Source organism: Dactylosporangium sp. CA-092794, from assembly GCF_050948465.1.
Classification (GTDB): Bacteria; Actinomycetota; Actinomycetes; order Mycobacteriales; family Micromonosporaceae; genus Dactylosporangium.
In genome coordinates this window covers 9943007-9957212 of sequence record NZ_CP192044.1, presented here as the reverse complement: position 1 = coordinate 9957212, position 14206 = coordinate 9943007, and the positions used below count along the sequence as shown (strand labels likewise).

General features: G+C 75.7%; 4 protein-coding genes. All 4 read left to right on the top strand.

Annotated features, from left to right (window positions below; genetic code table 11):
* The first annotated feature begins 34 nt into the window (after nt 1–34).
* From ACQPXD_RS42625 to ACQPXD_RS42610, 4 genes are read left to right on the top strand one after another with little or no spacing between them, the layout of a single operon-like run.
* On the top strand, nt 35–6385 hold the full coding sequence (locus ACQPXD_RS42625) for an amino acid adenylation domain-containing protein (protein WP_432828481.1): 6351 nt from the start codon (nt 35–37) through the stop codon (nt 6383–6385).
* 14 nt (nt 6386–6399) lie between these two features.
* Entirely contained in the window at nt 6400–7431 is a 1032-nt protein-coding gene (locus tag ACQPXD_RS42620; protein ID WP_432828479.1) for a TauD/TfdA family dioxygenase, read from the top strand.
* Between the two features lie 8 nt (nt 7432–7439).
* Entirely contained in the window at nt 7440–9248 is a 1809-nt protein-coding gene (locus tag ACQPXD_RS42615) for a non-ribosomal peptide synthetase (protein WP_432828477.1), read from the top strand.
* Between the two features lie 26 nt (nt 9249–9274).
* Nucleotides 9275–14137, top strand: coding sequence for an amino acid adenylation domain-containing protein (locus ACQPXD_RS42610; RefSeq protein WP_432828475.1), 4863 nt, complete (start codon nt 9275–9277; stop codon nt 14135–14137).
* Nucleotides 14138–14206 lie beyond the last annotated feature (69 nt).

The following is a 14206-nucleotide window of genomic DNA, read 5'->3' as shown; positions in this document are numbered from 1 at the left end:
TGACGGCGAACACCGACGAAACGAAGGGGCTCCCATGTCAGGTCTGCCAGCCGGTGCGCGGCAGCTCAACCCGGCCCAGCTGGGCGTCTGGTACGCCCAGCGGATCGACCCGGACAACCCGGTCTTCAACATGGGCGGATACCTGGAGATCCGGGGCGCGGTCGACCCGGATGTGCTGGGAGCCACGCTGCTGGCCACGGTCGCCGAGGACGAGACGCTGCGGCTGCGCTTCGTCGAGGCCGACGGCGTGCCGTGGCAGTACGTCGGGCCGGCGCCCGAGATCGACGCGAGCATCGTCGACCTCAGCGGCGAGCCCGACCCGGAGGCGGAGGCCGGTCGGCGGATGCGCGCCGACATGGCCGTCGTCCCCGACCTGGAGGCCGGTCCGCTGTTCAACCACATCCTGTTCCGGCTCGGCCCGGAGCATTTCCTCTGGTACGACCGGGCGCATCACCTGATCCGCGACGGGTACACCACGACGATCGTGCGGCGCCGGGCGGCCGAGATCTACGGCAGTCTCGCCGATGCCGGCGCGGTGAGCGGCACGCCGTTCGGCGCGTTCACCCGGCTGCTGGACGAGCAGGCGGCGTACGCAGGCTCGTCGGCCCAGCGCCGCGACGCCGCGTACTGGCAGAAGGTCATGGACGGGGCGACGTACCCCTCGGCGCTCTCGACGGCCGGGCCGCCCACCAACCGGATCGTGCGGGAGACCGCGCACCTGCCGGAGGACGTCTTCACCGCGCTGAACGGATTCGCGGAGCGCGCCGGCGTGACCTGGCAGCAGGCGCTCGTCGCCGCCGCCGTGGTGCACCGGCACCTGTGGACCGGCGACACCGACGTCGTGCTGAGCCTGCCGATGACCGGCCGGGTCAGCACACACGGCCGGGACACCCCCGGCATGACGGCCAACGTCCTGCCGCTGCGCTGCCGGGTCGAGCCGGCCGACACCGGCGAGGCGCTGGCCGCACGGGTCGCCGCCCAGTCGCTGCGCGCCCAGTGGCACCAGCGCTACGACGCGGCGGACCTGCTGCGCGACCTGAACTGGCCGGCCAACGGGCGGCGGCTGTTCGGCCCGGTGATGAACATCGTCGCGGCGGAGCAGGAGCCGCACTTCTTCGACATGTCGGCGCGGGCACACCTGTTCTCCACCGGCGGCACCGCCGAGGACCTGTCGACCACGGTGTACCGCACGGCCGCCGGCTCCCTGCGCGTCGACTGCTCGATCGACGGCGCCTACGTGTCCACCGTGGACCTCGGCGCCTACCTGCACAGCTTCCTGCGGCTGGTGGCCGCGCTGACCGCAGGCCCCGGCGTGCGGATCGGCGACCTGGAGCTGGTCTCCCCGCAGGAGCGGGACCTCGTCGTGCACAGGTGGAACGACACCACCGTCGCGGTCGCCGACCGCGACCTCGGCGCGCTGGTCGCCGAGCAGGCCGCGCGCGCACCCGGCCGGACGGCCGTGGTCTGCGGCGCCGACCGGCTCACCTACGGCGAACTGGACGAGCGCGCCAACCGGCTCGCCCGGCACCTGCACACCGTGGGCGTGCGCCGCGGCGACGTGGTCGGGGTGCTGCTGCCCCGCGGTACCGCGATGGCCACGGCGGTGCTCGCGGTCGTCAAGTCCGGCGCGGCCTACGCGATGCTCGACCCGGAGTTCCCCGACGAACGGCTGGCGGGGCTGATCGCCGACGCCGGCGTGGCGGTCGTGGTGACCGAGCACGCCTTGGCCGGGCGGGCCGCCGGCACGACCGTGTGCGTGGACCGGCCGGCCTGGGACGGGCTGCCCGGCGACGACCCGCGCCTGCCCGTCGACCCGGGCGACGCCGCCTGCGTCATGTTCACCTCCGGCTCCACCGGCCGGCCCAAGGGCGTCCTCTCCCCGCACCGGGCGCTCGTCGGCACGCTGCTCGGCCAGCGGTACGCCACGTTCGGCCCGGACGAGGTGTTCCTGCAGTGCTCGCCCGTCTCCTGGGACGCGTTCTCGCTGGAGTTCTGGGGCGCCCTCGCGTTCGGCGGGGTCTGCGTACTGCAGCCCGGCCAGCGGCCGGAGCCGGCGCTCATCGCCGGGCTCGTGCCCGCGCACGGCGTCACAATGCTGCAGCTCTCCTCCAGCCTCTTCAACTTCCTCGTCGACGAGCACCCCGAGGCGTTCGCCGGGGTGCGGCTGGCGTTCACCGGCGGCGAGCCCGCCTCCGCCACGCACGTGGCCCGCATCCTCGAGCGCTACGGCGACACGCTGACCGTCCGCAACGGCTACGGCCCGGCCGAGTCGATGGGCTTCACGACGACGTACGACGTGCCCGCCGGCCCGCCGGAGGGCACCGGGGTGCCGATCGGGCGCGGCATCGCCAACAAGCGCGCCTACCTGCTCGACGCCCGGCTCCGCCCGGTCCCCGCCGGCGCGGTCGGCGAGGTGTACCTGGCCGGGACCGGCCTCGCGCACGGCTACCTCGGCCGGCCCGGCCTGACCGCGGAGCGGTTCGTCGCCGACCCGTTCGGCGCGCCCGGCGAGCGGCTCTACCGCACCGGCGACCTGGCCCGCTGGAGCGCCGGCGGGCAGCTGGAGTTCTGCGGGCGGGCCGACGCCCAGGTGAAGGTCCGCGGGTTCCGGGTCGAGCCGGGCGAGGTCGAGGCCGTCCTGCTCGGCCACGACGCGGTCGCGCAGGCCGCCGTGGTCGCCGCGGCCGACGGCACGGGCGAGGTGCGCCTGGTCGGCTACGCCGTGGGCGAGCCCGGCACCACCCCCGACGGCCGGGAGCTGCGGTCCTGGCTGCGCACCCGGCTCCCCGAGCACCTGGTGCCGGCCGCGGTCGTCGTGCTGGACCGGCTGCCGCTCACCGCGAACGGCAAGCTCGACCGCCGCGCCCTGCCGGCGCCGGAGTTCGCCGCCGCACCCGCCGGGCGGGCACCCCGCGACGCCCGCGAGGAACTGCTCTGCGGCCTGTTCGCCGAGGTCCTCGACGTGCCGTCGGTCGGCGTCGACGACGGCTTCTTCGAGCTCGGCGGCCACTCGCTGACCGCCGCCCGGCTGGTCAGCCGGATCCGGCACGCGCTCGGCGCGGAGCTGAGCATCCGCGACGTCTTCCAGGCCCCGACCGTGGCGGCGCTCGCCGCCCGGCTGGCCACCGGCGGCGGTCCCGCGCGGCTGCCGCTGACGGCCGCGGCGCTGCCGGAGCGGCTGCCGCTGTCGTACGCCCAGCGCCGCCTCTGGTTCCTCGACGGCGTCACCGGCCCGGCCGCCACCTACCACGTGCCGCTGTCGTTCCGGTTCACCGAGCCGGTGGACGCCGACGCGCTGCGGGCCGCCTGCGCCGACCTGGCGCAGCGGCACGACGTGCTGCGCACCGTGTACCGGTCGGCGGACGGCGAGCCGTACCAGGTGATGCTGGACGGGCGCGACGTGGCGTTCGCGGTGCGGCGGTGCGACCCGGCCGAGGCCGGCGCCCGGCTCGCCGCGGCGGCGCGGCAACCGTTCGACCTGGCCGTGGAGCCGCCGTTCCGGGTGACGCTGCTCGACCTCGGCGACGGCGGGTCCATGCTGCTGGTACTGCTGCACCACATCGCCACCGACGGTCAGTCGGTCCGGCCGCTGGTCGCCGACCTCGCCGCCGCATACGCCGCGCGGGCCGCCGGACGGGCGCCGGACTGGGCGCCCCTGCCGGTCCGCTACGCACACTACGCGGTGTGGCAGCGGGCGATGCTCGGCGAGGCCGGCGACCCGCAGAGCGTGCTGGCCCGGGACACCACCTACTGGCGGCAGGCCCTCGACGGCGTGCCCGACGAACTGCCGCTGCCGTTCGACCGGCCCCGGCCGCCGGTCGCCGGCCACCGGGGCGGGGCCGTCCCCGTGCGGATCGACGCCGACCTGCACCGGCGGCTGGTCACCCTGGCCCGGGCCGAGGGCTGCACGCCGTTCATGGTGCTGCAGGCCGCCCTGGCCGCCACGCTGACCCGCCTCGGCGCCGGCACGGACCTGCCGATCGGCTCGCCCGTCGCCGGCCGCCCGGACGAGGCCCTCGACGGCCTGGTCGGGTTCTTCGTCAACACGCTGGTCCTGCGCACCGACACCGGCGGCAACCCGACCTTCCGGGAGCTGCTCGGCCGGGTGCGGGCCACCGCGCTGGACGCGCTGGCCCACCAGGACGTCCCGTTCGACCTGCTGCTCGAGGCGCTCAACCCGCCGCGCTCGCTGGCCCGCCACCCGCTGTTCCAGGTCTGCCTCGCGCTGGAACCGGCGACCGGCGGCCCGCTACGGCTGGGCGGTGCCGAGGCGGCCGAGAGCCACGTGGTCGACACCGGCTCGGCGAAGTTCGACCTCGACCTGCTGCTGCGCGAGGACGGCGACGCCGGCATCAACGGGGTCGTGCTCTACAGCACCGACCTGTTCGACGAGGCGACCGTGCAACGGCTGGTCACCACGCTGGTGCGGGTCACCGGGCAGGCCGTCACCGACCCGGCCGTCCACCTCGACGACCTGGCCGTGCTCTCCGCCGGCGAGCGGCACGCCCTGCTGGCGCTGGGCACCGGCCCGGACGCCGGCACCGGCACGCTCGCCGAGCGCTTCGCCGGCCGCGCGGCGGCGGACCCGGCCGCGACCGCGATCATCTCCGGCACGGACCGGCTGAGCTACGGCGAGCTGGACGCGGCGGCGAGCCGGCTGGCGCGGCACCTGCTCGGCCTGGGCGTGCGCCGCGGTGACGTGGTCGGCGTGCTGCTGCCGCGCGGCCCGGCGATGGCCACGGCGGTGCTCGCGGTGGTGAAGTCCGGCGCGGCCTACGCGATGCTGGACCCGGAGTTCCCCGACGTGCGGCTGGCGGAACTGGCCGCCGACGCGGGCGTGACGACCGTCGTGACCGACAGCGCCTTGGCCGGCCGGGTCTCCGGCGCGACCGTGCTCGTGGACGAGCCGGTCTGGGCCGGGCTGCCCGGCGACGACCCCGGCGTGGCCGGGGACGAGCGCGACGCCGCGTGCGTGATGTTCACGTCCGGCTCGACCGGGCGGCCCAAGGGCGCGCTGTCCTCGCACCGCGCCGTGGTCGGCACGCTCACCGGACAGTCCTATGTGGACTTCAGGCCGGGTGCGGTCTGGCTGCAGTGCGCGCCGGTGTCGTGGGACGCGTTCGCGCTGGAGTTCTGGGGTCCGTTGCTGTCGGGCGGGGTCTGTGTGCTGCAGCCGGGTCAGCGGCCGCAGGCGGATCGGATCGCGGCGCTGGTCGCCGAGCACGGGGTGGACACGATGTTCCTGTCGACCGGGTTGTTCAACCTGATGGTGGACGAGTTCCCGGCCGTGTTCGGGGCGCTGCGCCAGGTGATGACCGGCGGCGAGCCGCCCTCGCTCGACCACGTCCGGCGGATCCGCCGTGACCGGCCCGGCCTCCGGCTGGTCCACGTGTACGGCCCGGTCGAAAGCATGATCTTCACGCACTTCTATCCGGTCCTCGAAGCCCCGGGCGCGGTGCTGCCGGTCGGCGCGCCGATCGGCGACCGCCGCTGCTACGTGCTCGACGAGCAACTGCGGCTGGTCCCGGCCGGGGTCGTCGGCGAGGTGTACGTCGCCGGCGGCGGCCTGGCCGACGGATACCTCAGCCGCAGCGGGCTGTCGGCCGCCGCGTTCGTGGCCGACCCCTACAGTGCGCCCGGCGGCCGCATGTACCGCACCGGCGACCTGGCCCGGTGGACCGCGGCCGGGGTGCTCGAGCTGATGGGCCGGGCCGACCACCAGGTCAAGATCCGCGGCTTCCGGATCGAGCCCGGCGAGGTCGAGGCGGCCCTCGCCCAGCATCCCGCGGTGGGCCGGGTGCTCGTGCTGGCCCGCGCCGACCGGCCGGGCGACAAGCGGCTCGTCGCCTACGTCGTGCCCGCCGATGCCGGCGCCGGGGCGGAACCGGCGGAACTGCGGCGGTTCGCGGCCGGGGTGCTGCCCGAGCACATGGTGCCCTCGGCGGTCGTGGTCCTCGCCACGTTCCCGCTGATGGCCAACGGCAAGGTCGACCGCAAGCAGCTGCCGGCACCGGAGTACGGGCCGTCGGCCGAGGGCCGGGCCGCGCGCAACCCGCGGGAGGCGGTGCTGTGCGACCTGTACGCCGAGATCCTCGGTGTGCCGGCGGTCTCCATCGACGACAGCTTCTTCGACCTCGGCGGCCATTCCCTGCTCGTACCGCGTCTGGCCAGCCGGCTGCGCACCGTCCTCGGCGTCGAGGTCGGCATCCGCGAACTGCTCCAGGCGCCGACCGTGGCGGCCCTCGCCGACCATCTCGACACGCTCGCCCCCGGCCCGCACGCCGGTGCCCCGGCACCCCGGCGGCGCCTGCCCGCGCTGCGCCGGCGCACCCGCGCCGGTGAGCTCCTCGACGACGGTGCCGACGCCGTCGCCGTCCAGTCCTGAAAGGGGAGTACACCATGCCGACCACCGACGCGGTCGCCACCATCGACCTGGACATCACCCACGAGACCGGCAAGCCGCCGATCCTGCGGACGCCGGCGTTCGACAGCCTCGACGCCGCGATCGCCTGGGTCAGCGAGCAGCGCGAGGCGATCCGGGCGGAGCTGCACCGCTCCGGCAGCCTGATGATCCGCGGCGTCGGAGTGCGCGACGCCGGTGACTTCGCCCGGGTACGCGACGTGCTGCTGCCCCGGCGCGCGTCGTACAAGGAGAAGGCCACCCCGCGCACCGACTTCGGCGAGGGCGTCTTCTCCTCCACCGACCTGCCCGCCGTCCAGCCGATCCGGCTGCACAACGAGAACAGCTACACGCTGGACTTCCCGACCGTGCTGCTGTTCGGCTGCGTGATCGCGCCCGAGTCCGGCGGCGCCACCACCGTCGGGGACATGCGCCGGGCGCTGGAGCTGATCCCGGCCGGCCTCCGCGAGCGGTTCGCCACCGCGGGCTGGCTGCTGGTGCGCAACTTCTCCGAGCTGGCCGGCCTGCCCTGGCACAAGAGCTTCGCCACCGAGGACCCGGCCCAGGTCGAGGCCTACTGCCGGGAGAACGTCATCGGCTACGAGTGGCTGTCCGAGGGCGAGCTGCGCACCCGGCAGCGCCGCTCGGCCATCGTCACCCACCCGGTCACCGGCGAGCGGACCTGGTTCAACCACGTGGCCTTCTGGAGCCGGTGGAGCCTCGACCCCGACGTCCGCGACGTGCTGCTCGACACCTACGGCGAGGACGGCCTGCCGTTCGAGACCTACGTCGGCGACGGCACGCCGCTGACCGAGGCCGAGGCCGGGGCGCTCAACGCGGTGTACGACCAGGTGACCCTGCGCGAGACCTGGCAGGAGGGCGACCTGCTGCTGGTGGACAACATCCTCAGCGCGCACGGCCGCGAGGCGTACCACGGCGACCGCAAGATCCTCGTGGCCATGGGCGACCCGATCGCGCTCGCCGACTGCGACCCGGCCACCGAGCCCTCGACCACCGTGTACGGGAAGTGAGCCGCACCATGACCGACATCACCGTCAACGCCGGCAGCGCCAGCAAGGACCTGCTGGACCGGCTGGCCGAGGTACCCGCCGACCGGCGCGCCGTCGTCTCCGGCGGGCGCGCCCTCACCTTCGGCGAACTGCGCGCCGAGGCCGCCCGGATCGCGGCGGCTCTCACCGAGCGCGGCGTCGGCGCCGAGCACGTGGTCGCGCTGCACCTGCCGCGCGGCGTCGACCTGGTCGTCGCGCTCGTCGGCACGCTGACCGCCGGCGCGGCGTACCTGCCGGTCGACCCCCGCCTGCCCGCCGACCGCCGCCGCTACCTGATCGAGGCGGCCGGCGCGGACCTCGTCGTCGGCCCACCCGGCACCGAGGCCACCGTGGACGGCGTGTCCTCCGTGTCGATCGACGCGCTGCGCCCGGGCTCCGGCGACCCGCTCGCCGACGGGTTCCGGCCGGTGCCGGTGCACCCGGACACGCTGGCGTACGTCATCTTCACCTCCGGCTCCACCGGCCGCCCCAAGGGGGTGGAGATCACCCGCGGCGCCGCGAGCGGCCTGCTCGACGCGCTGGAGTCCGCCGGGATCGCCACCACCGACGCCGGCCGGGTGAGCTGGAACGCCTCGCCGTCCTTCGACGCGTCGGTGCAGCAGTGGGTACGACTCTGCCGCGGCGACACCGTCGTCATGGTCGACGAGGCGACCCGGGCCGACCCGGCGCTGCTCGCCGCGCTCGTCGACGAGAGCGGCCTGACCGACCTCGACCTGACCCCGTCGCACGCCGATCCGCTGCTGGAGCACCTCGCCGAGCGGCACGACGCCCGGCGCGGCCCGCTCACCATGCTCATCGGCGGCGAGGCGATCAGCCCGGCGCTGTGGCGGCGCATCGCCGAGCTCACCGACGCGGGCGTGGTGCGGGCGGTCAACCTCTACGGCCCGACCGAGTGCACCGTCGACGCCACCATGGCGCCGGTCACCGCCGGCACCGGCCCGCACATCGGCGCCGTGCTGCCCGGCCTGCACCTGCACCTGCTCGACGGGCAGCTGCGGCCGGTCCCGCCCGGCGAGGCCGGCGAGCTGTACCTGGCCGGGCCCCGGGTCGGGCGCGGCTACCGGCGCCGCCCCGGGCTGACCGCCGAGCGGTTCGTCGCCGACCTCGACGGCGAGGGGACCCGGATGTACCGCACCGGCGACCTGTGCCGCCTGGTCGACGGCCGGCTGGAGTACCTCGGCCGCCGCGACGGGCAGGTCAAGCTCCGCGGCCACCGCCTCGAGCTCGGCGAGATCGAGGCCGTCCTGACCGGGCACCCGGCCGTCGCCGAGGCGGTCGTCGTGCTGCACGAGGACCTGTGGGGCGCGCCCGGCCTGGTGGCCTACGCGCGGACCACCGGGCCGGTCGAGCCGGCCGACCTGCGGGCGCACGCCGAGGGCCACCTGCCGGTGTACATGGTGCCGGCCGCCGTCGTGGTGCTGGAGGCGTTCCCGACGACGCCGAACGGCAAGCTGGACCGGGCGGCGCTGCCGCTGCCGGCCGCGCCGGTCGCCGTCGACGCCGCACCCGGCGACGACGAGCCGGCCGGGCCGGTCGAGCGACTGATCGCCGGCATCTGGGCGCACGTGCTCGGCGCGGCCCGCATCGGCGCCGACGACAACTTCTTCAAGCTCGGCGGCCACTCCCTGCTGGCCATCAAGCTGGTCGCCGGGGTGCGCAAGGAGCTCGGCGTGCGCCTGCCGGTGAAAGCCGTCTACGCCAACCCCCGGCTGCGCGACCTGGCCCGCGAGATCGAGTTGCTGCTCGACGCCGAGCTCGTCTCGCCCGTCGGGGTCTGACCCCAACCGTCCGAAGGAGGATCGCGATGACCCCGTTGTCGTTCGCGCAGCGCCGGCTGTGGTTCCTCAGCCGGCTCGAAGGGCCGTCGCCGGCGTACAACGTCCCGGTCGTGCTGCGCCTGACCGGCGTGCCGGACCGGGCGGCGCTGGCCGCCGCCCTGGCCGATGTGGTCCAGCGGCACGAGGTGCTGCGCACGGTGTTCGGCGCCGCGGGCGGCGAGCCCTACCAGCGCGTGCTGGACCGGCTCGACCTGCCGCTGTTCACCGTCGCCGGCGCCCCCGACACCGTCGACGCCGCGGTGGCCCGGTTCGCGAACGAGCCGTTCGACCTGGCCACCGACGCGCCGATCCGGGCGCGGCTGTTCCTGGCCGGCGGCGGCACCTCGCTGCTGGTGATCGTGATCCACCACGTGGCCACCGACGGCTGGTCGATGGGGCCGCTGCTGCGCGACCTGGCGGAGGCCTACGCCGCGCGCTCGGCCGGCCGGCCGCCCGCGTGGGAGCCGCTGCCGGTGCAGTACGCCGACTACACGCTGTGGCAGCGCGACCTGCTCGGCGACGAGGACGACCCGGAGAGCCTCGCCGCCGAGCAGGTGGCCTACTGGCGGGCGGCGCTCGACGGCGCCCCCGGCGTGCTGCCGCTGCCCCTGGACCGGCCCCGGCCGGCCGAGCCGAGCGGCAAGGGCGCCCGGGTGAGCGCCTGGCTCGACGCCGCGACGCACAAGGGACTGCTCGACGCCGGCCGGCGCGGCGGCGCCAGCCTGTACATGGTGCTGCAGGCCGGGCTGGCCGCCGCGCTGACCCGCCTCGGCGCCGGGACCGACGTGCCGATCGGCGCGCCGGTCGCCGGGCGCCCCGACGAGGCGCTGCACGACCTGGTCGGCTTCTTCGTCAACTCGGTCGTACTGCGCACCGACGTCTCCGGCGACCCGACCTTCGCCGAGCTGATCGAGCGGGTACGGGAGGCGGACCTGGCCGCGTTCGCGCACGAGGACCTGCCCTTCGACCGGCTCGTGGAGCGGCTCAACCCGGACCGGTCGCTGGCGCACCACCCGTTCTTCCAGGTGATGCTGACGCTGCAGAACGGCGCGCCACCCGCGGTGCGCCTCGGCGACCTCGACGGCCGGGTCGAGCCGGCCGACGTGGCCGGGGCCAAGTTCGACCTCAGCGTGTTCTGCACCGAGATCCGCGGCGAGGCGGGCGAACCGGCCGGCGTCGACGTTGGGGTGCAGTACGCCGCCGACCTGTTCGACGAGCCGACCGCCCGGCTGGTGCTGGACGTGTTCGCCCGGACCCTGCGGGCGCTCGCCGCCGGCCCGGCGACCCGGGTGGGCGACGCCGACGTGCTCACCGGCGAGGAGGCGGCCGCGCTGGCCGCCCGGCGGGAGCGGCTCGCCGCCGAGCCCGCCGCCGCGGCCGCCGGACCGTCCACAGTGGTCACCGAGGCGCGCACGCCCCGGCAGGAGATCCTCTGCGGGCTCTTCGCCGCGGTGCTGGGGCGGCCCTCGATCGGCCCGGACGAGAGCTTCTTCCGCGCCGGCGGGCACTCCCTGCTCGCCATCTCGCTCGTCAACCGGGTCCGGACCGTCCTCGGCGCCGAGATCGGCGTCCGCGACCTGTTCCTCGCGCCCACCGTCGCCGAGCTCGACCGGCGCATCGCCGAGCACGACGGCTCCGCCGCCCGGCCCGCGCTGGTGCCGGCGCCGCGGCCGGAACGGGTGCCACTCTCCTTCGCCCAGCGCCGGCTGTGGGTGCTCGGCCAGTGGGCGGTGGCGAACCGCGCGTACAACATCCCGATCGTGCTCCGGCTGGACCAGGCCCCCGACGAGGCCGCCCTCCGGGCCGCGCTGGCCGACGTGTCCGACCGGCACGAGTCGCTGCGCACGATCTTCCCGGCCGTCGACGGCGAGCCCTACCAGCTGATCCTGCCCGCAGCCCGGCCCGAGCTGACCGTGGAGACCACGACCCGGGCGGGCCTCGCCGACGCGGTCGAGCGGGCCATCGGCTACGTGTTCGACCTCGCCACCGACCTGCCGGTGCGCGCCTGGCTGCTGCGGACCGACGACGGCGGGTCCACGCTCGTGCTGCTGCTGCACCACATCGCGGGCGACGGCGCGTCGCTCGGGCCGCTGCTGCGGGACCTCTCGCGGGCGTACGCCGCCCGCACCGCCGGGCGGCCGCCGGCGTGGCCGCCGCTGCCCGTGCAGTACGCCGACTACACGCTCTGGCAGCGCGACCTGCTCGGCGACGCCGCCGACCCGGCCAGCCCGATGGCCGCGCAGCTCGCGTTCTGGAAGGGCGCACTGGCCGGCGCGCCCGAGGTCATCGACCTGCCCACCGACCGGCCCCGGCCGGCCGAACCGTCGCACAACGGCGCGCTCGTGCCGTTCACCCTCGACGAGCGGGTGCACGCGGGCCTCGCCCAGCTGGCCCGGGAAACCGGCGCCACCCTGTTCATGGTGTTGCAGGCCGGTTTGGCGGTACTGCTGTCCCGCTCCGGCGCCGGGACCGACGTGCCGATCGGCACCGTCGTGGCCGGCCGGTCCGACGAGGCGCTGGACGACCTGGTCGGGTTCTTCGTCAACACGCTCGTGCTGCGCACCGACACCGCCGGCAACCCGACGTTCGCCGAGCTGGTCGCCCGGGTCCGCGACGTCGACCTGGCCGCCTACGCCCACCAGGACCTGCCGTTCGAGCGGCTGGTGGAGGAGCTGAACCCGGCCCGGTCCACCGCCTACCACCCGCTCGTGCAGGTGATGCTGGTCTGGCAGCAGACCGTCGGCGCCGACCTGGCCGATGCCGGGCTCGCCGGGCGGGAGGTGCCGCTGGACACCGGCGTGGCGAAGTTCGACCTCAGCCTCGCCGTCCGCGAGCACCGCGACGCCGACGGCGCGCCGGGCGGCATCGGCGGGCTGCTGGAGTACGCCACCGACGTCTTCGACCAATCGACCGTCGCGGCGCTCGCCGACCGCCTGGTGCGGCTGCTGGAGGCGGTCGCGGCCGACCCGAGCCGCCGCGTCGCCGACGTCGACCTGCTCGCCGCGGGCGAGGCCGACCGGCTGCTCGGCTGGGGCGACGGGGCGCGGGCCGGGACCGGCCGGGTGCACGAGGTGTTCCAGCGGCGCGCGGCGGCGGACCCGGCGGCGACCGCGGTCGTCTTCGGCACCGACCGGCTGACCTACGCGGAGCTGGACGCGGCGGCCAACCGGCTGGCGTGGCACCTGCTGGGCCTCGGGGTGCGCCGCGGGGACGTGGTCGGCGTGCTGCTGCCGCGCGGCACCGCGATGGCGACCGCCGTGCTCGGCGTGTTGAAGTCGGGTGCGGCCTACGCGATGCTCGACCCCGAGTTCCCCGACGTGCGGCTGGCGGAGCTGGCCGCCGACGCGGGCGTGACGGTCGTGGTGAGCGAGAACGCCTTGGCCGGGCGGGTTTCCGGCGTCACCGTCGTGCGGGTGGACGAGCCCGGCCGGGAAGGCCTGCCGGCCGACGATCCCGGCGTGCCCGGGGACGAGCGCGACGCGGTCTGCGTGATGTTCACGTCCGGCTCGACCGGCCGGCCCAAGGGTGCGCTGTCCTCGCACCGGGCGCTCGTGGGCACCGTCACCGGGCAGTCCTATGTGGACTTCGGCGGGGTGTGGCTGCAGTGCGCGCCGGTGTCGTGGGACGCGTTCGCGCTGGAGTTCTGGGGTCCGTTGCTGTCCGGCGGGGTCTGTGTGCTGCAGCCGGGTCAGCGGCCGCAGGCGGATCGGATCGCGGCGCTGGTCGCCGAGCACGGGGTGGACACGATGTTCCTGTCGACCGGGTTGTTCAACCTGATGGTGGACGAGTTCCCGGCCGTGTTCGGGGCGCTGCGGCAAGTGATGACCGGCGGCGAGCAGGCGTCCCTGGAGCACGTGTCCCGCCTGCGCCGGGACCGTCCGGGGCTGCGCCTGCTGCACGTCTACGGCCCGGTCGAGAGCATGATCTTCACCCACTGGTACCCGATCGTGGAGCCGCCGGTGGGGACGCTGCCGGTCGGCGCGCCGATCGGTGACCGCCGCTGCTACGTGCTCGACGAGCGGCTGCGGCTGGTCCCGGCCGGGGTCGTCGGCGAGGTGTACGTCGCCGGCGGTGGCCTGGCCGACGGGTACCTCGGGCGCAGCGGGCTGTCGGGCGCCGCGTTCGTCGCGGACCCCTACGGCGAGGCGGGCGCGCGGATGTACCGCACCGGCGACCTGGCCCGGTGGACCGCGGACGGCGTGCTCGAGCTGATGGGCCGGGCCGACCACCAGGTCAAGATCCGCGGGTTCCGGATCGAGCCGGGCGAGGTGGAGGCCGTGCTGATGCGGCACCCCGGCGTCGGCCGGGTGCTCGTGCTGGCCCGCGCGGACCGGCCGGGCGACAAGCGGCTCGTCGCCTACGTCGTGCCGGCCGGCGCGGCCGATGGCGTGGATCCCCAGGACGTGCGGCGGTTCGCGGCCGGGGTGCTGCCGGAGCACATGGTGCCCTCGGCGGTCGTGGTCCTGGAGACGTTCCCGCTGATGGCCAACGGCAAGGTCGACCGCAAGCAGCTGCCCGCACCGGAGTACGGACCCTCGGCCGAGGGCCGGGCTCCCCGCGACGCCCGGGAGGCCGTGCTGTGCGACCTCTACGCCGAGGTCCTCGGGGTCGGCGGCGTCTCCATCGACGACAGCTTCTTCGACCTCGGCGGGCACTCGCTGCTCGCCGCGAAGCTCGGCAGCCGGATCAGCGCGGTGCTCGGCGTCGAGCTGGGCATCCGCGACGTGTTCCAGGCCCCGACCGTCGCCGCGCTCACCGAGCACCTGGCGCGCCGCGCGCCGCAGCCCGAAGCGCCGGCGGAGAGCCGTCCCACGCTGCGCCGCCGCACCAAGGCCGGCGCGCGGCTCTAGGAGCCGCCGCCCGTACCGCCGCTGCACCTGCCGCTCCCCGGCGGCCGCGCTCCGTAGCGTTGTCGCCGG

What these genes read in the sequence shown, in the direction of transcription:
- ACQPXD_RS42625 (WP_432828481.1), top strand. Translation starts at nt 35, where the DNA reads ATGTCAGGTCTGCCAGCCGGTGCGCGGCAGCTCAACCCGGCCCAGCTG.
- ACQPXD_RS42620 (WP_432828479.1), top strand. Translation starts at nt 6,400, where the DNA reads ATGCCGACCACCGACGCGGTCGCCACCATCGACCTGGACATCACCCAC.
- ACQPXD_RS42615 (WP_432828477.1), top strand. Translation starts at nt 7,440, where the DNA reads ATGACCGACATCACCGTCAACGCCGGCAGCGCCAGCAAGGACCTGCTG.
- ACQPXD_RS42610 (WP_432828475.1), top strand. Translation starts at nt 9,275, where the DNA reads ATGACCCCGTTGTCGTTCGCGCAGCGCCGGCTGTGGTTCCTCAGCCGG.